This window comes from Streptomyces sp. NPDC107528, from assembly GCF_055639295.1.
Window position 1 is genome coordinate 181,155 of record NZ_JBVKAV010000014.1, and the last position, 24,281, is coordinate 205,435.

Annotated in this window: 20 protein-coding genes; 12 read left to right on the top strand and 8 right to left on the bottom strand. The window is 70.4% G+C overall.

The window, feature by feature from the left end; all coding sequences use genetic code 11:
• Nucleotides 1–49: 49 nt before the first annotated feature.
• The 3 genes from ACZ7L5_RS37920 to hemL form a co-directional block, all read right to left on the bottom strand.
• A complete protein-coding gene (locus ACZ7L5_RS37920) occupies nucleotides 50–1,339 on the bottom strand; it encodes a polysaccharide deacetylase family protein (RefSeq protein ID WP_471522795.1) in 1,290 nt (429 codons plus the stop codon).
• A 109-nt stretch (nucleotides 1,340–1,448) separates the two neighbouring features.
• A complete protein-coding gene (locus tag ACZ7L5_RS37925; protein ID WP_363033587.1) occupies nucleotides 1,449–2,147 on the bottom strand; it encodes a histidine phosphatase family protein in 699 nt (232 codons plus the stop codon).
• A gap of 47 nt (nucleotides 2,148–2,194) precedes the next feature.
• The gene (gene hemL, locus ACZ7L5_RS37930; protein WP_471522797.1) at nucleotides 2,195–3,514 is read right to left on the bottom strand and encodes a glutamate-1-semialdehyde 2,1-aminomutase; all 1,320 of its coding nucleotides are present in this window, start codon (nucleotides 3,512–3,514) and stop codon (nucleotides 2,195–2,197) included.
• A 509-nt stretch (nucleotides 3,515–4,023) separates the two neighbouring features.
• Between hemL and ACZ7L5_RS37935 the strand changes: the two genes are divergently transcribed.
• Nucleotides 4,024–4,461 carry a hypothetical protein gene (locus ACZ7L5_RS37935; protein ID WP_003974483.1) on the top strand — a complete coding sequence of 146 codons (438 nt, stop codon included), beginning with the start codon at nucleotides 4,024–4,026 and terminating at the stop codon, nucleotides 4,459–4,461.
• 336 nt (nucleotides 4,462–4,797) lie between these two features.
• Nucleotides 4,798–5,757: a helix-turn-helix transcriptional regulator gene (locus tag ACZ7L5_RS37940; RefSeq protein ID WP_471522799.1), complete on the top strand. Its 960-nt coding sequence runs from the start codon at nucleotides 4,798–4,800 to the stop codon at nucleotides 5,755–5,757.
• 22 nt (nucleotides 5,758–5,779) lie between these two features.
• Here the strand turns inward: ACZ7L5_RS37940 and ACZ7L5_RS37945 are convergent, their stop codons facing one another.
• From ACZ7L5_RS37945 to ACZ7L5_RS37955, 3 genes are read right to left on the bottom strand one after another with little or no spacing between them, the layout of a single operon-like run.
• Entirely contained in the window at nucleotides 5,780–6,952 is a 1,173-nt protein-coding gene (locus ACZ7L5_RS37945; RefSeq protein WP_471522801.1) for an HAD-IA family hydrolase, read from the bottom strand.
• Nucleotides 6,952–8,271, bottom strand: a complete 1,320-nt coding sequence (locus ACZ7L5_RS37950; RefSeq protein ID WP_363033448.1) for an aminotransferase class III-fold pyridoxal phosphate-dependent enzyme — start codon at nucleotides 8,269–8,271, stop codon at nucleotides 6,952–6,954. Before ACZ7L5_RS37950 ends, ACZ7L5_RS37945 begins: the two co-directional genes overlap by 1 nt.
• Nucleotides 8,268–9,110 carry a formyltransferase family protein gene (locus tag ACZ7L5_RS37955; protein WP_471522803.1) on the bottom strand — a complete coding sequence of 281 codons (843 nt, stop codon included), beginning with the start codon at nucleotides 9,108–9,110 and terminating at the stop codon, nucleotides 8,268–8,270. Before ACZ7L5_RS37955 ends, ACZ7L5_RS37950 begins: the two co-directional genes overlap by 4 nt.
• Nucleotides 9,111–9,553: 443 nt before the next feature.
• On the opposite strand from ACZ7L5_RS37955, the gene ACZ7L5_RS37960 reads away from it, so the two are divergent.
• Genes ACZ7L5_RS37960 through ACZ7L5_RS38005 form a run of 10 tightly spaced genes read left to right on the top strand, consistent with a single transcriptional unit; the run spans nucleotide 9,554 to nucleotide 21,652 of the window.
• Nucleotides 9,554–10,165 (top strand): LysE family translocator, encoded by a 612-nt coding sequence (locus ACZ7L5_RS37960; protein ID WP_471522805.1) that lies wholly within the window; start codon nucleotides 9,554–9,556, stop codon nucleotides 10,163–10,165.
• A gap of 18 nt (nucleotides 10,166–10,183) precedes the next feature.
• Nucleotides 10,184–11,101, top strand: a complete 918-nt coding sequence (locus ACZ7L5_RS37965; RefSeq protein WP_471522807.1) for a diiron oxygenase — start codon at nucleotides 10,184–10,186, stop codon at nucleotides 11,099–11,101.
• Nucleotides 11,102–11,125: 24 nt separating this feature from the next.
• A complete protein-coding gene (locus ACZ7L5_RS37970) occupies nucleotides 11,126–12,106 on the top strand; it encodes an ornithine carbamoyltransferase (protein ID WP_471522809.1) in 981 nt (326 codons plus the stop codon).
• Complete coding sequence (sbnA, locus tag ACZ7L5_RS37975) at nucleotides 12,103–13,092, top strand: 2,3-diaminopropionate biosynthesis protein SbnA (protein WP_471522811.1); 990 nt, start codon at nucleotides 12,103–12,105, stop codon at nucleotides 13,090–13,092. The genes ACZ7L5_RS37970 and sbnA overlap by 4 nt, the downstream gene beginning before the upstream one ends.
• An 11-nt stretch (nucleotides 13,093–13,103) precedes the next feature.
• Nucleotides 13,104–14,117 carry a 2,3-diaminopropionate biosynthesis protein SbnB gene (gene sbnB / locus ACZ7L5_RS37980; protein WP_471522813.1) on the top strand — a complete coding sequence of 338 codons (1,014 nt, stop codon included), beginning with the start codon at nucleotides 13,104–13,106 and terminating at the stop codon, nucleotides 14,115–14,117.
• On the top strand, nucleotides 14,114–16,012 hold the full coding sequence (locus tag ACZ7L5_RS37985; RefSeq protein WP_471522946.1) for an FAD/NAD(P)-binding protein: 1,899 nt from the start codon (nucleotides 14,114–14,116) through the stop codon (nucleotides 16,010–16,012). Before sbnB ends, ACZ7L5_RS37985 begins: the two co-directional genes overlap by 4 nt.
• A 26-nt stretch (nucleotides 16,013–16,038) precedes the next feature.
• Entirely contained in the window at nucleotides 16,039–17,772 is a 1,734-nt protein-coding gene (locus ACZ7L5_RS37990) for an AMP-binding protein (RefSeq protein WP_471522815.1), read from the top strand.
• Nucleotides 17,765–19,096, top strand: coding sequence for an MDR family MFS transporter (locus ACZ7L5_RS37995; protein ID WP_471522817.1), 1,332 nt, complete (start codon nucleotides 17,765–17,767; stop codon nucleotides 19,094–19,096). The genes ACZ7L5_RS37990 and ACZ7L5_RS37995 overlap by 8 nt, the downstream gene beginning before the upstream one ends.
• A gap of 19 nt (nucleotides 19,097–19,115) precedes the next feature.
• Entirely contained in the window at nucleotides 19,116–20,396 is a 1,281-nt protein-coding gene (locus tag ACZ7L5_RS38000) for an ATP-grasp domain-containing protein (protein ID WP_471522819.1), read from the top strand.
• The gene (locus tag ACZ7L5_RS38005) at nucleotides 20,393–21,652 is read left to right on the top strand and encodes an ATP-grasp domain-containing protein (protein WP_471522821.1); all 1,260 of its coding nucleotides are present in this window, start codon (nucleotides 20,393–20,395) and stop codon (nucleotides 21,650–21,652) included. Before ACZ7L5_RS38000 ends, ACZ7L5_RS38005 begins: the two co-directional genes overlap by 4 nt.
• A gap of 9 nt (nucleotides 21,653–21,661) precedes the next feature.
• Here ACZ7L5_RS38005 and ACZ7L5_RS38010 read toward each other — a convergent pair whose 3' ends face one another.
• Entirely contained in the window at nucleotides 21,662–22,909 is a 1,248-nt protein-coding gene (locus ACZ7L5_RS38010; RefSeq protein WP_471522823.1) for an ATP-grasp domain-containing protein, read from the bottom strand.
• The gene (locus ACZ7L5_RS38015) at nucleotides 22,906–24,270 is read right to left on the bottom strand and encodes an O-acetylhomoserine aminocarboxypropyltransferase/cysteine synthase family protein (RefSeq protein WP_471522825.1); all 1,365 of its coding nucleotides are present in this window, start codon (nucleotides 24,268–24,270) and stop codon (nucleotides 22,906–22,908) included. The genes ACZ7L5_RS38010 and ACZ7L5_RS38015 overlap by 4 nt, the downstream gene beginning before the upstream one ends.
• Nucleotides 24,271–24,281 lie beyond the last annotated feature (11 nt).

Genomic DNA, 24,281 nt, shown 5'->3' on the forward strand with positions numbered 1-24,281 from the left:
TCCGTTCCGGGGATCTTGCGCACCCCCCTCCCGGACGTAAACCCGCATATCAGGCGGCGTTCGAGGTGCCCGGCGAGGAGCTCTCGGAGCCGCCCTTCATGAACGACTTCCAGCCCCCGGCAGGCTCCTGCCCGACTTCCAATGGGCGCAACTTGTCCAGAACATCCGGCTTCTGCACATCCATCCAGTCCACGAACTGCCGGAAGGAGACAAGCCGGACATCGCCGCCCTTCTCCTTCTCCCGCGCGATGTGCTTGAGGGCCTCCTCGACGGCGTCCATGTAGATGCCGCCGTTCCACTGCTCGAAGTGGTTGCCCACGAAGAAGGGGGCACGGTTTGTCTCGTATGCCCGCTTGAATCCCTGGATGTACGCCTGCGCGGACTGCTCGCGCCAGCCCGGGTAGTTGTGGCTGGGCGCGTTCGTGGAGTTGATCGACTGGTTGGCGAGCATGTTGTAGTCCATGGAGAGGACCTCGAACGAACGGCCGGGGAAAGGTATCTGCTGCAACGGCAGATCCCACATCCCCTGCTTCTTCGTCGGCCACACCTGCCGGCCGCCGGGCGAGGAGGCGTCGTAGCGCCAGCCGAGTTCGCGGGCGGTGGGCAGCAGGTTGTCCTGGCCGAGGAGACAGGGCGTGCGGCCGCCGACGAGTTCCTTGTCGTAGTCGAAGGGCAGGGAGGGCAGATCGGTCCACCCGGAGTTCGTACGCCACTCCTTGACGAAGGACTTGGCCTGGTCGATCTCGCTGCGCCACTGCTGCGGCGTCCAGTTGCCGACGGTGCCGTTGCCGGCGCAGAAGTGGCCGTTGAAGTGAGTGCCTATCTCGTGGCCGTCGAGCCAGGCCTGGCGCACGTTCTTCAGCGTGGCCTTGATGTGGTCGTCGGTGAGGTAGCCGATGTCGGAGGCGCCGCGCGGGTTGTTCGGCGGCTCGTAGAGCCGCTTCTTCGACTCGGGCAGCAGATAGAGCCCCGAGAGGAAGAAGGTCATGTGCGCGTCGTGCTGCTTGGCGAGTTCGAGGAAGCGCGGGAAGAGACCGTTGCCGACCTCAGCGGCACCGTCCCAGGAGAAGACGACGAACTGCGGCGGCTCCTGACCGGGCTCCAACGGCTCGGGCTTGCCGGGCTGGTGCGGCTGCTTGCCGGTGTACGAGGTGGAGCCGTCGCCTATGGGCTTGGCGCGCTGGGTCTGGGTGCCGGGCCGGTTCTCCCGGCCGTCGCCGGAACCTCCACCCTGGTTCGACCCGTCTGACTGCGTGAAGGTGCCGCATCCCGCGAGTCCGAGCGCGGCAGCGGCTCCGGCACCGAGCCCGAGAACTCCCCTTCGGTTGAAGTCGCCCATTGCATTCCCGTCCGTCGCGTCCTCTGGTGGTCACCCAGTCAGAGGGCGCGACGAACGGGGAGGTTCCTCCAGATCACGGAGGATTCGCAACAAATGTCACAAACGTGTCTTAGGCGCCGAAGGCCTTGTCCTTCCCCTTCACCGGCTTGGCGCCGGCGCGGAGATGGGCGGGGACGAGATCGATGGCCGGCTCGCTGTAGCCGACGGACACGATCTTGTCGCCCTGGTACGTGAAGCTCGTCAGGGACGCGAGCGTGCACTGCCGCTTGCGCGGGTCGTGCCACAGCCGCCGCTTCTCGACGTAGGAACGCACGATCCAGATCGGCAGCTGATGACTGACCAGCACGGCCTCGTGCCCGCGCGCGGCGTCCTTGGCGGCGTCCAGCGCGCCCATCATGCGGATGACCTGCTCGACGTACGGCTCACCCCAGGACGGCTTGAAGGGGTTGACGAGGTGCTTCCAGTTCTCCGGCTTCTTCAGTGCGCCGTCCCCCACCCCGAACGTCTTGCCCTGGAAGACGTTGCCGGCCTCGATGAGCCGCGCGTCGGTCGTGAGGTCCAGGCCGTGCGCCTTGGCGATCGGCGTCGCGGTCTCCTGCGCCCGCTCCAGCGGGGAGGCGCAGACGTACGTGACGTCCCGGGAGGCGAGGTGCTCGGCGACCCGGTCGGCCATCTGCCGCCCGAGGTCGGACAGGTGATACCCCGCGAGACGGCCGTAGAGAATCCCGTCCGGGTTGGCCACCTCGCCGTGCCGCATGAGGTGTACGACGGTGATGTCGCTGTCGCCGGTGGGGCTGTCGTTGGTCATGGGGGTGTCGCTGGTCACGGGGGTCTCGCTGGTGATCGGGGTGTCGCTCATGCTGCCGTGGCCTCCGCCGCCGCTCGGGCCGCCGCCGGGAGGGCGTCGGCGATCCGCTGGACGGCCTGCTCGTCGTGTGCCGTGGAAACGAACCAGGACTCGAAGGACGAGGGCGGCAGATAGACGCCCTGCGCCAGCATCGACTGGAAGAAGGCGGTGAAGCGGAAGGACTCCTGGCGCTTGGCGTCCTCGTAGTTGCGCACGTCCCGGTCCGTGAAGAACACGGAGAACATGTTGGAGGCGGTCTGCAGCCGGTGCGTGACGCCTTCCTTGGTGAGGGCGTCGGTGACGAGGGACTGGATCGTCCCCGACACGGCGTCGACCTTCGCGTACGCCGCCTCGTCGAGGAGCCGCAGCTGGGCGAGCCCGGCGGCGGTGGCGATCGGGTTCCCGGAGAGGGTGCCGGCCTGGTAGACGGGCCCGGCGGGCGCGAGGTGGGCCATCACATCGGCACGTCCACCGAAGGCGGCGGCCGGGAAGCCGCCGCCCATGACCTTGCCGAAGGTCATGAGGTCGGGCTTGACCCCGTCGACGCCGTACCACCCGGCGCGGCTGGTCCGGAAGCCTGTCATGACCTCGTCGGAGATATAGAGGGCGCCGTTCTTCCCACAGGCGTCCTTCAGCCCCTGGTTGAAGCCGGGCAGCGGCGGGACGACGCCCATGTTGCCGGGCGAGGCCTCGGTGATCACGCAGGCGATCTCACCGGGGAAGCGGTGGAAGGCCTCGTGGACGGACTCGAGGTCGTTGTAAGGCAGGACGATCGTGTCGCCGGCCTGGGCGCCGGTGACGCCGGGGGTGTCGGGGAGGGCGAAGGTCGCGACCCCGGACCCGGCGGCGGCGAGCAGCGAGTCGACGTGCCCGTGGTAGCACCCGGCGAACTTGATCACCTTGGACCGCTGGGTGAACCCGCGGGCGAGCCGGATGGCGGACATGGTGGCCTCGGTGCCACTGGACACGAGCCGGACCTGCTCCAGCGGCTCGATCCGGTCGACCATCTCCTCGGCGAGCGCGACCTCGCCCTCACCGGGCGTACCGAACGAGGTACCGCGGGACACGGCGTCCTGGACGGCGGCGATCACGTCCGGGTGGGAGTGCCCGAGGATCATGGGACCCCAGGAGCAGACGAGGTCGACGTACTCACGTCCGTCGGCGTCGGTCAGGTACGGACCGCTGCCGGACACCATGAACCGGGGCGTTCCGCCCACGGCGCGGAAGGCACGGACCGGGGAGTTCACGCCGCCGGGTGTGACGGCGGCCGCACGGTCGAACAGGGCCTGCGAGGCCGGTGCATCGTATGGGTAGGGCGATTCGCTCATGGCCTGCGACTTCTCCGACCTTCTCGGGCTCCGATTGCCAGTGACCTCCTCAGGGTAGGCCAGCGGGAGGTGACGGCAGCGGGGCCACCGCTGACCGGGCAACCGGTCTGCGCTCGCCCGCGATCTGCGAGACTGGGCGTGATACACACAGCTCATGCCGGGCGTGATGGCCGGGGACTGAAGAGATCCCGCGGACAGGTGTTTCAAGGCACGTTTCGGCGGGCGGCCGTGGGGGAGGTCACTGACACGATGATCGGGTTGCGCGGCCGGGGCCACGCGTCCTAGAAAAGCAGTCGGGTGGAGATATGCATCGCGGTGGCGGACTGGGCGAGGGGACTGATGACCTGGGTCCTCGACGTGCCCGGCGGGGAAAGCACCGGCGCGAGGCGGAGGATTCGAACGAAGCACGTCAGGGACACGTAGTACCGGATATGCCGAGTGTTCCGAACGAATCAGAGCGGGCCGACCGACGCAGTGATCGGCTGAGGGTGAGCAGGAATGGTGGTCGGGTGGGGGTGACGTACAAGTACTTCGGCGCGCCGGACGGTGCGACCGCGGCCCGCGTCCCGATCTCGATGCGCCCCGAGGAACTCGGCGGCGACGAGCTCGGCATGAACGGCATGTTCACCAAGATCAAGCCGGAGACCATGGCCGCGATGGTCCTCACGGGCATCGAGGGCGTCCCCCTGCACAAGGTGCCGCCACTGGAGCTGGTCGTCCTCCACCCCGACTACGCCGTGGTCAAGCTGCCGATGACGGTCGTGGACCCGCTCCGGGGTATAGGAGAGGAAGCCGTCGGCGCGGCGGCGTTCATCTGGTCGACGGTGCCGGACCGGGGTGGGCCCCGGGATGCGTTCAACGTGTACCAGCTGCTGCACGAGTGGCAGGACTTCTCGCATCGCCTGCATGAGGCGGGGCATCAGCCATATTGCCTGGTGTGGCCCTGACCTGGGATTTCACGGTGTTCGGGCGGGGCTTCGGGCTCCGCCCTCGTCATGTGCGGGGAGCTGAGGGCGCTGCCCTCGCGGGCCCCGGCGTGACCTCGGCCTGCCCCCTCGCGCGCCTTCCCGGCCAGGGAGCCGATTCCACCCCGAACACCCCCGGCGAGACGCGCTAAGCGCGCGCTCATCGTCCATGGCTTGCCCTGTTAATGTCTACGCCCGTTGGTACAGTCGGCCACAGGGGGAGTAAGGATGCGTGAACATTACCCTGACCAGGGTGAACACGCCGGATCTGAGAGCGATTCGGTCGACCTCTACCATCTGATGGTCCGTCAGGATGGAATGGACCTTTCCATGGCGGCGGACCTGCTGGGCTGGAGCGAGGAACGCACCGAGGCGGCCGCCCGACAACTCGGCCAGTACGAGCTGCTGGTCCCTCTGCTCGGTGAGGGCAATTCCTTCGCCGTCGCCACCCCTCGCAGCGCGGCCTCCCGGCTGCTCGCCCCGCTGGACCAGCAGATCGAGCACCTCGAGCGCGAGGCAGAACGACTTCGCGCAGACTTAGGGCGCTATCAGAGCACATACGCAAAGGCCGTCCACGGCCCCGACGACGGCACGGAGCTCAGCATGCTCGTCGGGCTCGCCGCCATCAACTCCGAGCTGGAGGTCGCGGCGGCCCGCTGTACGGAGGAGGTGCTCACCGTGCAGCCCGGCGGGGGCCGCAGGGCCGAGAGCCTCGCCGCGGCCTGGGAGCCCACCCGCACCATGTTGGAGCGGGGCGTCCAGATGCGCACGATCTACCAGCACTCCGCACGCTTCCATTCCGCCACCCGGCAGTACGTCAAGCAGGTCACCAGTCACGGCGGAGACGTACGCAGCATCGATACATGCACCGACCGGATGATCATCTTCGACCGCAAGATCGCCTTCATACCGGCCCGCAGCGACCGGCAGATCGCACTCGCCATCCACCAGCCGGCGATCGTCGAGTTCCTGGTCGAGGTCTTCGAGCGGTTCTGGGGTCTCGCGACCCCCTTCTCCACCCGCAACCGGGCGCCGGAGGTGAAGACCCTGCTGTCCGACGTCCGGATGTCCATCATCAAACTGCTCGCCGAGGGCGAGACCGACGACACCATCGCCCGCCGCCTGGGCGTGAGCGTGCGCACCTGCCGAGGCCACATCTCCAAGATCTACGAGGACTTCGGCGCCCGCAGCCGCTGCCAGCTCGGGGTGCTGATCGCCACCTCGGGCATCCTGGACGCAGAAGACGTTCAGGAGGGCCCGAGCGCCGCCGCGGACTGACCCGGGCGCCTCAGACCGCGCCTCAGACCGGCACGTCGGCGGGCAGGCCGAGGCGCGCGGCCAGCCCCGCAGTGTCATGGACCACGTACGCCGCCCGGCTCAGCCGGTCGGCCGGGGTGAGCGCCGCGAAGCCGATGCCGGTCATGCCCGCGGCCGCCGCCGCGTCGACCCCGGGAACGCTGTCCTCGACGACCACCGCGGCGGCCGGGTCGACGCCCATGCGCACGGCGGCGTGCAGGAACAGGTCCGGAGCGGGCTTTCCGCGCAGCACCTCCTCCGCCGAGTACACCCGGTGCCCGAGTCGGGGAGCGAGCCCGGTGACCCTGAGGGCGAGTTCGAGCCGGTCCCGGGGCGAACTCGACGCGACACAGAACGGGGTGCCGCGCTCGGCCAAGGCGTCCAGAACGTCCGTGATTCCGGGAACGGGTCGCAACTCCCGCTCGAACACGTCCTTCAGGCACTCCCGGTAGCGCTGCGCGAAGTCGGCCGGCAGCTCACGTCCGGTGTCCGCGCGGAGCATGTCCCGCACGCGGTCCAGGGTGCCGCCCATGTAGCGGCGGATGCTCTCCTCGACAGTGGTGGGGAATCCCGACTCGGTGAGCAGGGCGGCCAGCACTCGGTTGGCGAGGGGCTCGGAGTCGACCAGCACTCCGTCGTTGTCGAAGATCACCAGACCGGCATCGGCGGGACTCCGCGGCGGCGCAGCCGGTGCGGTGCGCGCTGCCGGTGCCCAGCCGGGATAAGGGTTCCCGTGCAGCCTTGCGTTGTCGAAGCGGAGATCCGTGGTTACCTCCGCCACGATCCACGGGGGGAGGTCAGTGACGAACTCGGCCTCCTCGGAGTCGAGTTCGGCAAGGACGAGCCCCGCGTTGGAGCCGTAGAACTCGTCCACGGTCCAGCCGTCGTACGGTGCGCCGAGGTAGTGCCGCACCTTCTCCACGAGCGGCTGCGGGCACAGCCGCGCGAGGATCTCGGTCGCGTCGGCGAGTGGTACGGGGTACTCGAACTCGGGCCTGCGTGCCCCTTCCCGGTGGCCCTTGACGGTGAGGGCCCCGGACCGCCCGTCGGTGATCCGCACCCGTACGGCCCGCGCGGGGTCCTCGGACAGATAGCCCTGGCGGACCTCCAGGGTCCGGACCACCGTCTCGCGCCAGCCGGGGCGCACCAGGAACTTGCGTTCCGTCTCCACTCCCATCACGCGATCCCGGTGAGCGCGGTGTCGAAGACCTCGGCGAACACGTCGAGTTCGCTGTGCTGGACGACCAGGGGCGGATGCACGTTGATGACGTCGGGCGCCATGCCGGTCGTCGCGACGAGGACTCCCGCTTCCGGGTGCGCGGTGCGGAAGAGGTGGCGCAGCCGTCCGGCGTGCGGACCGTTGAGGACGATACGCGCAGTGCCGCCCATCGCGTCGACGCTGTGCACCAGGGCCGGGTGACGGGTCGCGACGGCGGACAGCCGTTCCCGCAGCGCCTGCTCCAGCAACAGGATGTCCTTGTCCACCGTCGTCCAGCGCTCCCAGCGGTCCAGCACCGTGTCGACGACGGCGAGTGCGTGCGGGATGCCGATGTATGTGGAGGAGTGGCTCCCGGGCCGGTACCTCTCCGGATGCCCCAGGGGCTCGCGCGACCACACCATGCTCAGCGCTGCACCGCCGTTGGTCAGACCCTTGCTGGTCACCACGACGTCCGGGACGACGCCGGCCCGCTCGAAGCCCCAGCGCGGTCCGACCCGGTGCATCCCCGTGAAGATCTCGTCCGCGATGACGAGCGCGCCCTGCTCCCGCGCGTGGTCCACCGCGCTACGCAGCAGCTCGTGATCGGGCTCCACCATGCCACCGACGTTCTGGACGGACTCGAACACGAACGCCGAGACCTTGCGGCCGAAACCGCTGCCGCCGACACCGCTCAGCTCGGACCCCCAGCGGGCGACAGCCTTGCGGCAGCCGACCGCGCACCAGCCGCCCACCGGGGAGTGCGGACACTGCCGGCAGTCCGGGCTGGGCAGCCGGACCACCTCCAGGCCCCACGCAGCGAGCAGTTCGCGGTATCGGGGGCTCGAACTGAGCATGCTCGTCACTCCCGAGCGGCCGTGGAAGGCCCCCTCGAAGACGACGACCGTGCCGGGCCCGTTGGCCGCGAAGGCGATGCGCAGCGCGGTCTCCATCGCCTGGGCGCCGCCGAGGTCCAGTTCCACCCGCCCGGGTGTGCCCAGGGCCTGCGACACCAACAGCTCCAGCCGGGACAGCACTTTCAGCCGCAGTTCGGACTCGCAGAAGGAAGGCAGGGCCGGCAGTCCCTCGCAGCGCGCCAGCGCCTCGCGCAGCAGCTCGCTGTCGTACCCCCAGGCGACGGTGCCGTTGGCGGCCTCCGCGTCGAGGTACCGGCGCCCGTCGGCGGCGGTCAGCCAGCAGCCCTCCGCCGAAACGAAGCGGGGAACCTCGGGCTCGCGGTAGACGAGGTTGCCCGCCCCCGCGAAGGCGGGAATGCGAGCCTCGTTCTCGGGTCCGGTCATGCGGATGCCTCCTCGGTCAGCCGTCGGCCGCCCAGTGGTGTCGGCCGTCCGTCCACCAGCACGACGCGGCTGCCGTCGGGGTGTGTTCCGTCGCCGAGCGCGAGCCGGTCGGCCGCGAACGCCCGCACGACCCAGCGCAGGCAGGGGCGGTCGCTGCGACTCTTCTGTTCCAGTTCCTGCTGCCAGGCGTCCTTGGGGGTCGGCCGCCGTCCGCCCACCGGAACCTCCGGTCCCATGGCGAGCACGGCGCCCCCGTCCTGGGTCTCGTCGACCAGGAAGCAGGAGGTTCGGGTGGCGGGGCGGCCCGCGGCCATCGCCAGCCGTACGGGGTCCTTGCCGATGAAGGCGCGTCCGCCCGTCTCGGACAGGACCGAGAGGTCGGCCGGGTGCTGGTTGATCATGCGGCCCCGGTAGCGTTCGAGGAGCCGGCCCTCGACCCAGCGGTGGTAAGCGAGGACGATCAGATCGAGTTCGCCGTTGCGGCGCTCCCAGTCGGCCAGCCGTGCGTCCAGGCCGTCGTGCCACTCCCGGGCCCGGGTCCGGTACCGTGCTCGGGCACGCTGGTCGCGCGCAGCCGACGCGGTGCCGCAGTAGCGGTCGAAGTCGCCCGTCCACGCCTCGACTCCGGCTCCACGTGCCACGTCCAGGGCCTTGACCCGCTCCCCGTGCGAGGCGACGAGGCAGACCTCGAACTCCCCTGGGTGTGCCTCCCGCATGCCGAGCAGCGTGTTGAGATTGGCGCCGGTGGCGGATACCAGGACACCGATGCGCAGCGGCCCGGAAACCGAACGGCGGCGCAACGGGACCGGGGTACCGGTGACGGGCGGGGGTAGGGACAAGATCGGTCTCTTCTCTCGGATCCACTGCACGGCCTCGAAGCCGTGGGCGACAGCCGGTTCGACGTTCCACTGTGGGGTGCGCCGGGGTGCCGGTCCATGCCGGTCCGGCCCACATTGCTGCAATGCAGGAAGCTGAAGGGCCGCTTTCCTTACCAGCCGTACACCTTTGGCAGAACTCATGATCATGCAATGCATGGACATGATGTCCGCAGAGGTGGAGATCAGTGCAGGCCGTGAGCGAGTGTGGATCAGCCGCAACAAGCGGCATTGACCACAGACGTTGAACGCAAAACGTTGAACACAAAACGGTGGGAGAACTCGGATGGCTTCGCACTCGCTTATACAGTCTCGTTTCGCGCCTTTCGCGGCTGCTGACGACATTCGCTGGGATCTGATCCTCGGCCTGCGTGCTGTCCGGCCCGTCTCCGGCTGACAGCGGCGCGTTGACCGGCATCGCGGGTTACACGGCGCTGGCCGCCCTGGTGGTGGTCGTACCCGGAGCCGACACCCTGGTCGTGGTGCGCAACACCCTCAGTGGCGGCCACCGGAGCGCCATCCGGACCACGACCGGCGTGTGTGCCGGACTGGCGGCGTGGGCCCTGCTGTCCTCGGCGGGCCTCGCGGCGGCCGTCGCCGCCTCTCCGACGCTCTTCGCCGTTCTCAGGGCGGCCGGTGCCGCGTATCTCGTCTACCTCGGGACGCAGGCGCTGGTCGCGGCGTCCCGAGCGGCGACGGAGCCCGAGCTGCCCGCCGGCCGCGACTGGCGGCAGGGTGCGCTGACGAGTCTGGGGAATCCCAAGGTCGGCGTCTTCTACACCGCGCTGCTCCCGCAATTCCTGCCCGCCCACGGATCAGCGCTCGCACCCGCCGCGCTCCTGGCGTCCATTCACATCGCCCTGAGTTTCCTGTCCTTGCTCGCCTATGGCGTTCTCGTGGCGCGCATGGGCGACATCCTCCGCGAGCGGAGATGGCGGAAGGTCCTGGAAAGGACCGCGGGCGTCGCCCTGTGCGCCATCGGGCTCTGGCTGATGGTGGCCGCCGTAACAGAGATTTGACAAGCCTGGAGAAGTCGCATGAAGTCGCCGCTGGACGGCTGGTACGAAAAGGCCGGGGTGCGGACGGATCCGCGACGGGTCATCGGAGACGAACTGGACGCGGGAAGGACCCTCTTTCCCGAGAAATTGATCCCCTACCTGGACCATCCGCTCGTGCAGGATCTGGAACCGGGTCGGCGGTTCGGGCTCGTGGCCCGGCACCTCTACCAGTACATGCAGTTCACCATGCACTTCGAGACGAACGTGGTGAACCGCGCCGCGGCACGCATCGCGGACGGCACCTCGGGGCTGGATCTGCCGTCCTCGGTACGCCTGGACGCGTACAAGATCTACTGCGACGAGGCCTATCACGCGCTGTACAGCCTGGACGTGGTGGAACAGGTCAGTGACGCCACGGGCATCGCGACGCCCGACTACGACTTCACGCCGTTCCTCGGTCGCCTCGACGGCATCGGTGCCGACGTCATGCCCGGCGAACCCGTCCTGGTGCAGCTGCTCCAGGTGGTCGTCTTCGAGACCCTGGTCACCTCGATCCTCAAGGACATACCGAAGGACCCCCTCGTGGTCGGCACGATCCGCGAGGTGGTCCGCGACCACGCCGAGGACGAGGGGCGCCACCACGCCTACTTCGCGGCCTTCTTCAAAGAGCTCTGGCACGGCATGAGCCCGGCGCTGCGCGAGCGGGCCGCGCGCTGTCTGCCCGAGCTGGTCAGCCGCAGCCTCACGCCCGACCTGGTGCCGGTACGCGCCTCGCTCGCCGCGGCGGGGCTGGGCGAGGCGGCCGTGGGCGAGGTCGTCGCCGACTGCTATGCCACCGAGCAACTGCGGCTCGGCGTCCGGGCGTCCGCGCGGCACACCTTTCAACTGTTCGAATCTGCCGGCGTGCTGGACGTGCCCGGGGCGCGGGACGCCTTCATGGCCGCCGGATTGTTGTGACGACGTCTACAGGAGATGTGAGACATGGTGGCAGCGGACCCAACCCTGCTGGGACTGCCTGAGCAGGCCGTGGAGACGGGGGTCTTCTCCCTGTCCGACCTCGACGACAAGGACCTCGACCAACTGGTATGCCGATCCGGTGAGTTCTTCACCGACCGCACGGACCATGACGAGCCGCTACGCGGGCGGATCGCGGGAATCCTGTTCACCAAGACCTCCACCCGCACCCGTACGGCCTTCACCACCGCCGCGCTGCGCCTCGGCGGCCAGGTCATCAGCTACGGTCCGAACGACCTCCAACTGGAGACCGGCGAGTCCCTGGAGGACACCGGGCGCGTCTTCGGACGCATGCTCGACCTCCTGGTCGCCCGCACCTCGGGGCCGGTGGCCCAGCTGAAGACCCTCTCCCGGTGCGGGGGCATCCCCGTCGTCAACGCCATGGGGCAGGAGGAGCACCCCACCCAGGGCATCTGCGATCTCGCCACCATGCGCCTGCACTTCGGCGCCCTGGAGGGCCTCAAGGTGCTGTACGTGGGTGAGGGCAACAACAGTGCCGTGGCCCTGGCACACGGCCTGGCGCACTACCCCGGCACCGAGCTGACCCTGCTCACCCCGCCCGGCTACGGCATACCCGGGGCCGAACTGGCCGGCGCCCGGGCGCGGGCCGCCGAACGCGGCGCCGTCGTCCGGCAGGTCCACACCCTCGACGAGGCCCCCGACGCCGCCGACGTGGTGTACACGACCCGCTGGCAGACCACCGGGACGTCCAAGCCGGACGCGGACTGGCGTGAGGCGTTCCGCTTCCTCTACATCGACACGACGTTCATGAGCCGCTGGCCGAACGCCGTCCTCATGCACGACCTTCCGGCCCATCGCGGTGACGAGATCTCGTCCCGGGTGCTGGAGGGCGACCGCTCGCTCGCCTGGACCCAGGCTGAGATGAAGCTCACCAGCGCCATGGCGGTGCTGGAGGCCCTGGCGCAGCCGCACCGGGGAGTGCGGTGATCAAGGACTCGGTGTGCGACCTCGTCACCGACGACGTCTTCCTGAGGTTCCCCGAAGTGGTCCCGGGCAGCGAGGTGTACCTCAAGATCGAGGGACTGAATCCGGCCGGCTCCGTGAAGCTCAAGACGGCGGTCGGACTGATCGAGGACACGGAGCGGCGCGGGCTGCTGTCGCCGGGCGGACGTGTCGTCGAGTCCTCCTCGGGCAACCTCGGCGTCGCTCTGGCGATGGTCTGCTCGGCGAAGGACTACGCGTTCACCTGCGTGACCGACGTCAACGCGTCACCGCACAACGTGGCTTTGATGCGCGCCCTCGGGGCGAGTGTCGCGGTGGTGGACCAACGGGACGCCAACGGCGGCTACCTGGGCACGCGAATCGCCCACATCCAGCGCATGCTTGCGGACGATCCCCTGCTGGTGTGGCCCAACCAGTACGCCAACCCTGCGAACCCGAAGGTCCACGAGACCCGTACGGCTGCCTCCATCCTCGCTGCGATGGAGACGGTGGACTTCCTGTTCGTCGGCGCGGGCACGACCGGCACTCTGACCGGCTGCGCCACCTACTTCCGTGAAGTCTCGCCCCGCACCAGGATCATCGCCGTCGACACACTCGGCTCGGTCACCTTCGGCACCGCCGCCGGCCCGCGCCACATTCCGGGTCTCGGCACCAGCAAGGCGCCCGAGATCTGCCGCCCCGACCTGGTCGACGAGGTGATGCTGATCGAGGAGACCGAGGCGGTGCGCACCTGCCGGATGCTCGCCCGGCGGCACGGCCTACTGGCCGGCGGCTCCACCGGCTCGGTGTTCACTGCGGTGCAGCGCGCCGCGCCCGACATCCCGCCCGGCTCACGGGTGGTGGCCCTCGCACCGGACATGGGCGAGCGCTATCTCGCGACCGTGTACGACGACGACTGGGTCGCCGCTCGTTTCGGCATCGATCCCACACCTCCCGCCGTCGAGGCGCTGACGCGCCCGCAGAGTTCCTAGAAGGAATCGCCTTGTTCGCGTTCGATGTAGTCAGCGGTACCGTGGCCCGCCAGGTCATCTCCGAGTCACGACAGGACATCTACCAGGTCGTGAAGGAGGCCTACCTGGCCCATGAATCAGGGCAGTCGGTCAACCCCAACAGCTACTTCCTGCGGTTTCCCGAGAAGCCCTCGGCACGGATCATCGCGCTGCCCGCGTATCTCGGCGGTGAGCACGACGTGGCCGGCATCAAGTGGATCGCGAGCTTCCCGGACAACGTCGCCCACAACGTCCCCCGGGCCTCCGCCGTCCTCCTGCTGAACGACTACGCCACCGGCTATCCGTTCGCCTGCCTGGAGGCATCCCAGATCAGCGCCGCCCGCACCGCGGCCTCCTGTGTGCTGGGCGCCTCGACCCTGCACGGCTCCACGCGCGCGGCCCGCGTCGCCGTCGTCGGCGCCGGCGTGATCGCGCGCAACATCCTGGAGTTCTTCGCCGCCGAGCAGTGGCAGATCGGCGAGTTCGCGGTGTACGACCAGGTGTCCGGCTACGCGGACAAGCTGGCGGCGTACTCCCGCGAGACGCTGGGGATCCCCGCGACCACGACCGACGGCCTGGACGCCGCGGTGCGGGACGCGGACGTGGTCGTCCTGGCCACGACGGCCGCCGCCCCCTACATCACCGGCACCAAGGCCTTTTCCGCCGGGCAGACGGTGCTCAACATCTCGCTGCGCGACATCGCCCCCGAGGTCATCCTGGCGTCGCACAACGTGGTCGACGACATCGACCACTGTCTGACCGCGCAGACCTCCCCGCACCTGGCCGAACAGGCCTGCGGCAACCGCGACTTCATCGACGGGACCCTGGCCGAGGCCCTGCTCGGCAAGGTCGAGTTCGGCGCCGCCAAGCCGCGCGTCTTCTCCCCCTTCGGGCTGGGAATCCTGGACCTGGCCGTCGGCTCCTTCATCCACCGGCGCGCGGTGGAGTCGGGACGTACGACCCCGATCGACAAGTTCTTCGCAGAGACCGAGCGTTGGCAGAAGTGAGCCCGGTCGACGGCGACCGGGAGGAGGAACGGACCGTGACCGTGGCGACGGTGGCGATCGTCGGCACGGGGCCGCGCGGCATCGCCGTACTGGAACGACTCACCCACCACCTCTCGCGCAGCCCCGGCGGCCCGCGCCCGCGGGTGGTGCTCATCGACGCGGTCCAGCTGGGTGCCGGGCGGGTCTGGCGCACCGATCAACCGCCGTGGCTGCTGATGAACACGGTGGTGGGTGAGCTGACGATGGCGCCCGACGGTGCCGCGCTGTGCCCCTTGCCCTCGTTCGCCGCGTGGCTGGACGCCCAGGACGGCGCGGAGTACGACGCGTTGGGCCCGAACGACTGTGCCCCTCGCCACGTCTACGGCCACTACCTGCGCCATGTCTACACCGAGGTGGTCCGGTCGCTGCGCGTCCACGCCGACGTGACGGAGACGACCGGCCGCGTCACCGCGCTGACCCGGTCCGGCAGCCGGCACCGGCTCCGGATCCAGGCCGACGGTGGGGAAGGGCACATCGAAGCCGACGCCGTCGTCCTCGCCACCGGCCACAGCCCGGCTCCGCGACAGGACACGGTGGCCGGCCTGGCCCGCGTCGCCGCCGACCACCCGTGGCTCCTGCACTTCGCGGGGGACGCGGTCGCCGAGTTCGAGCTGGACGCGATACCGGCGCAGGCCGATGTGGGCGTGCTGGGGCTCGGCCTGTCGTTCTACGACCTGCTGCTGTCGCTGACCGTCGGCCGCGGAGGCGAGTTCCGGCGCCGGGAAGGCGTGCTGGAGTACCAGCCGAGCGGCAAGGAGCCGGTGCTCTACGCCGGTTCACGCAGTGGCGTTCCGATCGGGACGCGCGGTCACAACCAGAAGAGCGCGCAAGGCTGTTTCCGGCCACGGCTGTTCACCCAGCGGGCCCTGGCCCGGCTGCGTGAGGGGGCGATCCGTGAACGGGGTTCGGCGCAACTCGACTTCGCGGCGGAGGTGCTGCCGCTCCTGTGTGCGGAGATCGACCTCGTCCGGTACGAGGTGCTGGTGCGTGAGCGGCACGGTGAGGAGCGGGCCGGCCGGCTGGTAGAGGCGCTGGTGGCGGCCGGCCCGGGGCGGTCCGGCTGGCGTCCGGTGCTCGCCGCGCACGGTGTGGCGGACGAGGCACCACTGGACCTGGAGCGACTGGCCCGGCCTTTCAACGGCCGCTGCTTCGCTTCGCCGGAGGAGTACGACCAGGCGTTGCACCTGCTGCTCGCGGAGGATCTGGCGCAGGCGCGGCTGGGCAACGCCCGGGGGCCGTTGAAGTCGGCGCTGGACGTGATCCGCGACGCACGGGACCTGCTGCGGGCGGCCGTGGAGCACGACGGGCTCGTGCCGGGTTCACCGGGCGAGGACTTCTTCCAGGACATCGCACCGATGCTGTCGCTGGTGTCCACCGGTCCGCCACCGTTGCGGACCGAACAGTTCCTCGCGTTGTCCCGGGCGGGGCTGGTGCGCGTGGTCGGTCCGCGGGTGCGGTTCGGCTTCGACGCCGGTCGGGAGCTGTTCACCGTCGAGTCGCCCGCGGTCGCGGGTTCCCTGCAGCACGTGCAGGCCGTCGTCGACACGCGCGTTCCGTCACCCGGGCCGACACGGGGCGGTGACCCGCTGCTGAGCGGGCTCGTCACCGACGGTGTGGCCGCCACTTGGAGCGAGGCCGGGCGGGACGCCACGTCACTGCGGGTCGGCGCGGCCACCGGGCGGCTGCTGGACCCGACAGGTCGACCGGTTCACGGCCTGTACGCCATCGGCATCCCGACCGAAGGGCTGCGCTGGTTCACCCAGATCGGCAACGGACGCCCCGGCAGCCGTACCGCCTTCCACCGCGAGGCGGACGCTCTCGCGCTCGACGTCGTCCGCCGCCACGTCGGCCCCTGACCCGGCTGCCCACGAGGAGTCACGCAATGTCGTCCGTCCCCCCACCCGGCACCCCCGTCGCCCTGTCCGCGCACGCCGTCTTCCGGGCCGCGCGTGACGTGCTGCTGCGGCACGCCGGCGAGCCCGAACGGGCCCGCGCGGAGTTCGCCTGGCCCGTGTTCGAGTACTTCAACTGGGCCGTGGACTGGTTCGACGTGATCGCCGCGGGTAACCGCGCCACGGCGCTGCGGGTGCTGACACCCGAGGGTGAGACCCGGGTGGACTTCCGGACGTTGTCGGTCCGCTCGGACCAGGTGGCGGGTTGGCTGGCGGCGCGGGGCGTGGGCCAGGGCGAGCGCGTGCTGCTGCTGCTCGACAACGGCGTCGAGGTGTGGGAACTGCTGCTCGCGCTGATGAAGCTGCGCGCGGTCGCCGTCCCCGTCTTCACCACCCTGCCCGCAGCCGAGGTGAACGAGCGGCTGCGACGCAGCAGGGCCCGGCACGTGGTGGCCTCCGCGTCGGTCGCGGACACGCTGGAGGGCGTGGCGGTGCCCGGCGCGCGGGTGCTCGTCGGCGGCGAGAGGCCCGGCTGGCAGGCGTACGGCGATTCCGTGCGGCACAGCGGTCCACCCCCACAGACGGAGCCGACGCCCGCGAACGAGGTGATGAGCTGCTTCTTCACCTCCGGTTCCACGGCGCGGCCGAAGCTGGTCGCGCACACACATGTCAGTTACCCGGTGGGCCATCTGACGGGCATGTACTGGGCCGGGTTCCGGCCGGGTGATGTGCACCTCAACATCTCCTCGCCGGGCTGGGCGAAGCATCCGTGGAGTTCCTTCTTCGCCCCGTGGAACGCCGAGGCGACGATCGTGTCGGTGGACACCCGGCACGCCGACCCGGAGTTCGTCATCGACGCGCTGGAGCGCACCGGCGCGACGACCTTCTGTGCGCCGCCCAGCATCTGGCGGGCGTTGATCCGGGCGGGACTGGGCGGGCGGCGCGTCGCGCTGCGCGAGGCGATGAGCGTGGGCGAGCCGCTGACCCGGGACATCGTGACTGCGGTGCGCGAGGCCTGGGGCGTGACGGTGCGCAATGGCTACGGACAGTCCGAGGTGACCGCCATGGCCGGGGTCACCGCGGGCAGTGCCGACGATCCGCGCTCACTCGGGCGGGCGCTGCCCGGCTGCGAACTGGTGCTGTGCCCGGTGGACGGCGACACCCCGGGTGAGGAGGGCGAGGTCTGTCTGGACCTGTCAGGCGGGCTGCCCAGCCTGATGCACGGCTACCTCGACGACGACGGGCGGCGGATCGGCGTCGACCCGGCGTCCCTGCCTCTGTATCGCACCGGTGATCTGGCCCACCGGGCGGACGACGGCTCGCTGGCCTTCATCGGGCGGGTCAAGGACGTCTTCCGGGCCGCCGACGGCAGGCTGGTCGCGCCGGCCGCGCTGGAGGCGGTGCTGCTGGAGCATCCGGCCGTGCACGAGGTGGGGGTGGTCACCGTACCGGAGTCAGCCGGCGGGGACGGGCCGCTGGTGGCCAAGGCGCATGTGGTTCCGGCTGCCGGATGGAACGCGGGCCCGGTGACCGCACAGGCTCTGTTGCGGCACGCCCGCGGCGACGGCGAACTGGCCGCTCTCTCGGTGGTGGAGTTCGCCGACGAACTTCCGCGTACCGAGTCCGGCAAGATCTACCGTGAGGCGCTGCGCGCCCAACTGCGCTCGCATCTGGTGGAGTTCGTCGCGCCCGTCGAAGCATCGGCAGCCGAGGGCCATGACTGACCAGACCTCACAGCACAAGCCCGAGGCCGTCAGTGCCTGGCGGGCGCATCCCCTCATCCGGGTCCGGCTGGCGGTGTCATTCGTCGACCGCTTCCTGAACTTCATGCTCACTCCGCTGATGGCGATCCTGCTCGCCACCAGCTACGGGACCGCGACGGCGGGACTGATGCTGCTCGTGGTGGTCGCGGCCACCATCGTGTGCACCTTCGTCGGCGGGCATGTGTCGGACGCCCGGGGGCGGCGACCGACGTTGCTGCTGGCCGAGGGCGGGGTGGTGGTGGCGTACGCCGGTATGTTCCTCGCCAACTCGCCCTGGTGGCACAGTCCCGCGCTGACCTTCGGCTGCTTCCTGCTCAACAGTTGCATGGGCGGCCTCGGTTTCCCCGCCTCGGACGCGGTGCTCACGGACATCGCCACACCAGGCACGCGGGCCGCGCTCTACACGGTCAACTACTGGCTGATGAACGCGGCGTTCGCCCTGGGCGCGGCGGTCGGGGGATTCTTCTACGGGGCGCACTTCGACACGCTGCTGCTGGTGGGGCTGCTCCTGTCCGCCGCGGCGTGGACGGTCACCTTCACCAAGCTCAGCGAGACCCGGCCCGCGGGTACGCCGCCGAGTGCCGCCGCCGGCAAGGGGATCGGCAAGGCGGTGCGCGGATATGCGCGAGCCGCCACCGACCGTGTCTTTCTGCGTCTGGTGCTGGCCGCGATCCTCATCACCTCCGTGGGACAGCAGCTGACGTACTACCTGGGTATCCGTCTGGCCGCCGACTTCGAGCCGCAGACGCTGCTGCATCTGGACTCCTGGCGGGTGCGCCTGGACGGGGTGGGCATGCTCGGTCTCCTGCGCGCCCTGAACACCGTGCTGGTCGTGGCACTCGCTCTGGTGATCGGCCGGCTGCTGCGCCGGCTGCCGGAGACCGCACGGATGTACATCGGGATCGCCATGTACACCACCGGGTTCATGGGACTGGCCGTCACCGGCGACGCCTGGGGCCTGATCGCGCTGTCCGTCGTCCACACCGTCGGAGAGCTGATGCATGTGCCGGTCAGACAGGCGCTGATGGCCGATCTGGTCGATCCCGATCACCGGTCCAAGTACATGGCCCTGTACGGGCTGCGCACCCGCGCCGCGGGGCTGGCCGCCTCGCTCAGCGTGATCATCGGCTCGGTGGTGCCGCCCGCGGGCATGGCCTTGCTCTTCGGCGTTTTCGGCATCGCCTCCGCGCTTCTGCTGCGCGTGCCGGTCCGGGTCCGCGAGGAACGCCGGTCGGCAGCCGCGGCCGCGCCCATCAAGCCCACGTCCAGCACTCGACCGAACTGATCCGGAGTCCTCTCCCACCATGTCGATCCTCATCCTCAACCGGGGGCCACTGGCCAGGCGGCCGTATGCCGAGTGGCTGCGGGGCACGCCGCTGCCACTCGTCCTGCTCGCCTCCGCCGCATCCCTGAAGAAGACCGGCGAACCCCTGCCCGAGCCCGGCGGAAGCTATGTCCACACCGAGTCGGTCGCCGGCTACGAGGAGGGCACCGAGCTGTACGAACGGGCCCTGGAGCTGCACCAGAAGTACCGCTTCCGGTATGTCGTGGCCTCGCAGGAACGGGACCTGGAGCTGGCGGGGCGGCTGCGGGACACGCTCGGCCTGCCCGGGCAGAGCGAGGACAGCGCCCGTGCCTTCCGCGACAAGCTGGTGATGAAGCGGCACGCCGTACGCGGCGGCATCCCGGTCGCCCCGCACCGGTCGGTCGACGAGCCCGGTCAGCTCCGCGACTTCGCCACCGAACAGGGGCTGCCGGTCGTGGTCAAACCCCGCGACAGCGCCGGCTCGGTGGGCGTGCGCGTGTTGCGGACACAGGACGACGTGGAAGGGTTCATCGCCGACCCACGGGCCTGGAAGCTCAGTTCGGGGCAGCGGGGCGTGATCGCTGAGGGCTTCGTGGAGGGCACGATGTACCACGTCGACGGCATCGTCCTCGACGGGCATGTCGCCGCTGCCTGGCCGTCGGTCTACCACTTCCGGCCGGCTGAGTTCGCCGTGGACTCCGCCCCCTGCGTGGATGTCGCGCTCGACCACGACGACCCCATGAACAAGCGGGTGATGGACTTCACCGAGGACGTCATCCACGCCCTGCCCACCCCTCGCCACACCACCTTCCACGCCGAGGTGTTCCATACCCCCGACGACCGGCTCGTCCTGTGCGAGATCGCCAGCCGCAACGGCGGCGGCCTGATCTCCGTCGTCCTGCGCACCATGTTCGGCGTGCACCTGCCGGAGGCCTGGGTTCGCGCCGACTGCGAACTGCCGGTACCTCTCCCCCGCGGCGGCGAACGGCTGCGGCCGGGTCGGCTGGCCGGCGAGGTCGTCTTCCTCAAACGCCGCGGCCTGGTGCGGGCCATCCCCGACCGGGTGCCCTTCGGTTGGGTCACCGGCTACGAGACGTCACTGCGGCCAGGGATGTGGAGTCCCGGTCCGAAGGCGTCGGGAGACTTCATGGCCGCGATCGTCGCCCACGGCGACAGCCGCGCGCAGGTCGAGGAACGGCTGCGGCGGGCGAGCGACTGGTTCCTCGACGCGCTCGACCTCGACGCCGCGGCCGACGGCCCGGAGGGGAGCCTTCGATGAGCACCGACGGCCGTACGGTCCTGCTGTTCGGCGGCAAGGACGCCACCGTTGACAAGGCCCGGGCGCTCGGGCTGCGCGTGGTGCTCATCCAGCACCCCGAGCGGATGAGCGCCCACCAGGCGGACCGGGCCGACAGCGTGCTGGTCGACGACTACACCGACTGGCCGACCGCCCAGCGCCTGGCCGAGGAGGCCCTCCGCACATGGCGGCCCGACGCGATCGTCTCCCTCACCGAAGCCGGGCTGCTCCCCGCGGCCCGCCTCGCCGAACTCCACGCGCTGCCCGGAATGCCACCCGCCGAGGTCGTGGCTCGGCTCGGCGACAAGTGGCGGATGCGCCGGCACCTGGCCCGGCATCCGTCGCTGGCCCTGCCGTTCGGCGCCGTGGGCCGGGAGGAGGACCTACGTTCCTTCGGGGAGCGGGCCGGTTACCCCTTCATCGTCAAACCGCGTGCCGGGGCCGCGGGACTCGGCGTGATGCGCGTGTCCGCAGCCCGGGAGACCCAGGCTGCGTGGCGGCGGGTGCGCGAGCTGGACGGCAGCCGCAGCGACCGCAAGTCCCGCATGTTCACCCTCGACGGCTTCTTCGCGGAACCCATGGTCCCCGGGCCCGAGTTCAGCGTGGAGACCTTCAGCTTCGCGGGCCGGCACGTAGTCGTCGCCGTGACCGAGAAGACCGTCTCCGACGCGCACTTCGCCGAGCTCGGCCACGCAGTTCCCGCCCGCATCGGACCAGCGGACCACGATCGCGTCGCGGCGACTGTACGCGCCTTCCTCGACGCCGTCGGACTGGCGGACGGCCCCACCCACACCGAGCTGCGGCTGGGCCCCGACGGGCCGGTCGTCATCGAGTCGCACCCTCGCATCGGCGGCGGCTGCATCAACGAACTCGTTCTGAGCGCCTATGGCATCGACCTCGCCTCGCACACCATCGCCCGGCCGTTCCGCCTGCTGCCCGAACTGCCCGACCACCCCGCCCCGCAGGCCGCCGCCTGCACCCTGTTCATCCACCGTCGGCCCGGAGTGGTCACCGCGGTCGACGGCGTCCAACGCCTCGCCTCCCGCCCCGAGGTCCTCGCCGCGGAGGTCTCCGTCCGCCCCGGCGACCGCGTGCGCCCCCTGCGCGACAACTGGGACCGCCTGGGCCTGCTCGCGGTCACGGGTCCCGACACCGACACGGCCCTCACCCACTGCGCCCGGCTGTTGGACGAGGAACTGCTGCTTCGGACGCGACCGGAGGAGGAACCCGGGGACTGACCGGCGGGCTCAGCTTCCCGGCTCGATCTCCGTCTCCGCCAGGATGCGGGCGCCCAGGGTCCGCATCCTGAGCTCGCATTCGGCGCGGTCGGCGCCCGTGACGACCGTGGCCGTCAGGACGTCGCTGGAGGCCGTCGGCGCGGACAGCACACCGCCGACCGTCGCGTTGGTGCGGTGCCAGACGACCCCGGCCGAGTCGGCCACGCGGTGCGGCAGGCGCCGCACCCGCCCGGAACGCTTCATGGTCAGCAGCTGCCCGGCCATGGCCTGCGGCGTCAGCCTCGCGGCCGTCGGCGCCCCGCCCAGGCCGAGTTGGGCACGGACGGTGGCCTCGGCCGGGTCGAAGCCGTACATCGACCGATGCACCTGGCGCAGGGCCGCGCCCGCCGGGCGGCAGGCTGCCTCACACAGCACCAGCTCGTCCTCGGGGGTGCGGAACACTTCGATGTGGAAGGCGTGGTCACGGTGGCGCGGCAGGGCCGCCAGGACCCGCTCGGCGAAGTCCAGCAGCCTTCCGGTCAGCGGATCGGCCGGATCCAGGGAGAGGTCCAGACGCGCGCCCCGGTCCTCGCGGAAGGACGCCAGCCGGAACAGGTATGCGAACGGCCACATGGTGACGATCCGCCCGTCGAGCACCACGCCGTCGACATGGAGCATCTCCCCGGCCACGAACGTCTCCACCAGCTCCGCGGGCTCCGAGTCCGCACTGGTCGCCACCGGCTTCGACGCCTCGGCCTCGACCTGCCCGGCGTCCGTCAGCACGCGCACCCCCACCGACCCGGCGCCGCGCCGTGGCTTCACCACGACCGGCAGTCCGTGCTCGGCCACGAAGGCGCGCAACGCGTCCCCGGAGGACAGCAGCGCCTGCGCGGCCACCGGCACACCGGACCGGGCCACCACCTGCCGCATCAGCCACTTGTCGCGGTACGGCGTGACGGCCCCGGGCCGCACGCCGGGCAGGTCGAGCCGCTCACGGATCCGGGCAGCCCGTTCCTGGTCGCGTTCCGCGCACGTCACGACGTGCGTGCAGCCGAACTTGACGGCCAGCTCGACGGCCCGGCGCTCGACCTCGGGCCGGTCGTCGTAGTCGTCGAACGCCTCGGTGTGCGCGTACTTCTCGTCGTTCCAGGGCAGCCGTTCGCCGGGGGCCAAGTGCCGGGCGGAGGCGAGGAGCACGATCGGGCCGTCGTGCGCGGCCAGCCACCGGTGATAGGGGCTGTCGGCAAGGGGCCCGCGGTGCAGGACCAGCACGGTCATACGGCGGTTCCCGACGGCTCGGAGCCCGCTGCCGCGAGGCCGGCCGTGAGGTCGGCCTTGAGGTCGTGCACGCCTTCCAGGCCGACCGAGAGACGGATCAGACCTGGAGTGACGCCCGCTGCACGTTTCTGCTCGTCGGTGAGCTGGTAGTGCGTGGTGCTGGCCGGGTGCACCACCAGGGTGCGTACGTCACCGAGGTTGGCCAGATGGCTGATCAGCTCCAGCGCGTCCACGAACCGGGCACCGGCGGCCATGCCCCCGGCGAGGTCGAAAGCCACCACACCGCCCGCACCCCGCGGGGTCAGCTTCCCCGACAGTCCGTACCAGGGGCTGGAAGGCAGCCCCGGATAGTGCACCGCGCTCACCTCGGGCCGCCCCTCCAGCCAGGCGGCCAGTTCCAGCGCGGTCTCGGCGTGCCGGGCCATGCGCAGCGACAGCGTCTCCACTCCCTGGAGCACCAGGAAGCTGTTCATCGGCGCCGCGGTCGGGCCCATGTCCCGCATCAGCCGGGTGCGCAGTCGTCTGGCGAACGCGCCCGGACCGTACTGCGGCCAGAACCGCAGTCCGTGAAAGCTGGCGTCGGGCTCGTTGAACTCCGGAAAGCGCCCGGGATCGGCACCGAAGTCGAAGCTGCCGCCGTCCAGCAGGACCCCGCCGATGAGGGTGCCGTGCCCGGAGAGGTACTTGGACGTGGAGTGCACCACCAGGTCCGCACCGTGCTCCAGCGGACGCAGCAGATAGGGAGTGAGCGCCGTGTTGTCGATCATCAACGGGACCCCGGCGGCGTGCGCGACCTCGGCGATGGCCGGAATGTCCAGAAGATTGTTGCGTGGGTTTCCGACCGTCTCGCCGAACACGATCCGCGTGTGCGGACCGATCGCAGCCCGCCACGCGTCCAGGTCGTCCGGGTCGTCGACGAACGTGGTCTCGATGCCGTAGGAGGGCAGCGTGTAGCGCAGCAGGTTGTAACTGCCGCCGTGCAGGGCCGCACTGGCCACCACATGACTGCCGGTGCCGCAGATGTTGAGCAGCGAGGTCGTGATCGCGGCCTGCCCTGAGGCGAACACCACCGCTTCCAGCGCACCCTCGAGGTCGGCGAGCCGGCTCTCCAACGCCTCGCTGGTGGGGTTCTGCACACGGGAGTAGATGTAGCCGGGCTGTTCCAGGCCGAAGATCCGGGCAGCGTGGTCGACGTCGTCGAAGACGTAGGAGCCGGTCTGGTAGATCGGCACGACCCGGGCCCCCGTGGTCGGGTCCGGGGCGCTGCCTGCGTGGATCTGACGCGTCTCGAAGGACCACTCGGGCCGCGGCTGCGCGTCGGCCTGTGTACGAGCGGCGCCCTCGGATGTGGTGCTGGCCATGCGGGGTCCCT

Excerpts from the sequence above, each read along its gene's own strand:
- ACZ7L5_RS37920 (WP_471522795.1), bottom strand. The coding sequence starts at position 1,339 with ATGGGCGACTTCAACCGAAGGGGAGTTCTCGGGCTCGGTGCCGGAGCC.
- ACZ7L5_RS37925 (WP_363033587.1), bottom strand. The coding sequence starts at position 2,147 with ATGACCAACGACAGCCCCACCGGCGACAGCGACATCACCGTCGTACAC.
- hemL (WP_471522797.1), bottom strand. The coding sequence starts at position 3,514 with ATGAGCGAATCGCCCTACCCATACGATGCACCGGCCTCGCAGGCCCTG.
- ACZ7L5_RS37940 (WP_471522799.1), top strand. The coding sequence starts at position 4,798 with ATGGACCTTTCCATGGCGGCGGACCTGCTGGGCTGGAGCGAGGAACGC.
- ACZ7L5_RS37945 (WP_471522801.1), bottom strand. The coding sequence starts at position 6,952 with ATGGGAGTGGAGACGGAACGCAAGTTCCTGGTGCGCCCCGGCTGGCGC.
- ACZ7L5_RS37950 (WP_363033448.1), bottom strand. The coding sequence starts at position 8,271 with ATGACCGGACCCGAGAACGAGGCTCGCATTCCCGCCTTCGCGGGGGCG.
- ACZ7L5_RS37965 (WP_471522807.1), top strand. The coding sequence starts at position 10,184 with ATGAAGTCGCCGCTGGACGGCTGGTACGAAAAGGCCGGGGTGCGGACG.
- ACZ7L5_RS37970 (WP_471522809.1), top strand. The coding sequence starts at position 11,126 with ATGGTGGCAGCGGACCCAACCCTGCTGGGACTGCCTGAGCAGGCCGTG.
- ACZ7L5_RS37990 (WP_471522815.1), top strand. The coding sequence starts at position 16,039 with ATGTCGTCCGTCCCCCCACCCGGCACCCCCGTCGCCCTGTCCGCGCAC.
- ACZ7L5_RS37995 (WP_471522817.1), top strand. The coding sequence starts at position 17,765 with ATGACTGACCAGACCTCACAGCACAAGCCCGAGGCCGTCAGTGCCTGG.
- ACZ7L5_RS38000 (WP_471522819.1), top strand. The coding sequence starts at position 19,116 with ATGTCGATCCTCATCCTCAACCGGGGGCCACTGGCCAGGCGGCCGTAT.
- ACZ7L5_RS38005 (WP_471522821.1), top strand. The coding sequence starts at position 20,393 with ATGAGCACCGACGGCCGTACGGTCCTGCTGTTCGGCGGCAAGGACGCC.
- ACZ7L5_RS38010 (WP_471522823.1), bottom strand. The coding sequence starts at position 22,909 with ATGACCGTGCTGGTCCTGCACCGCGGGCCCCTTGCCGACAGCCCCTAT.
- ACZ7L5_RS38015 (WP_471522825.1), bottom strand. The coding sequence starts at position 24,270 with ATGGCCAGCACCACATCCGAGGGCGCCGCTCGTACACAGGCCGACGCG.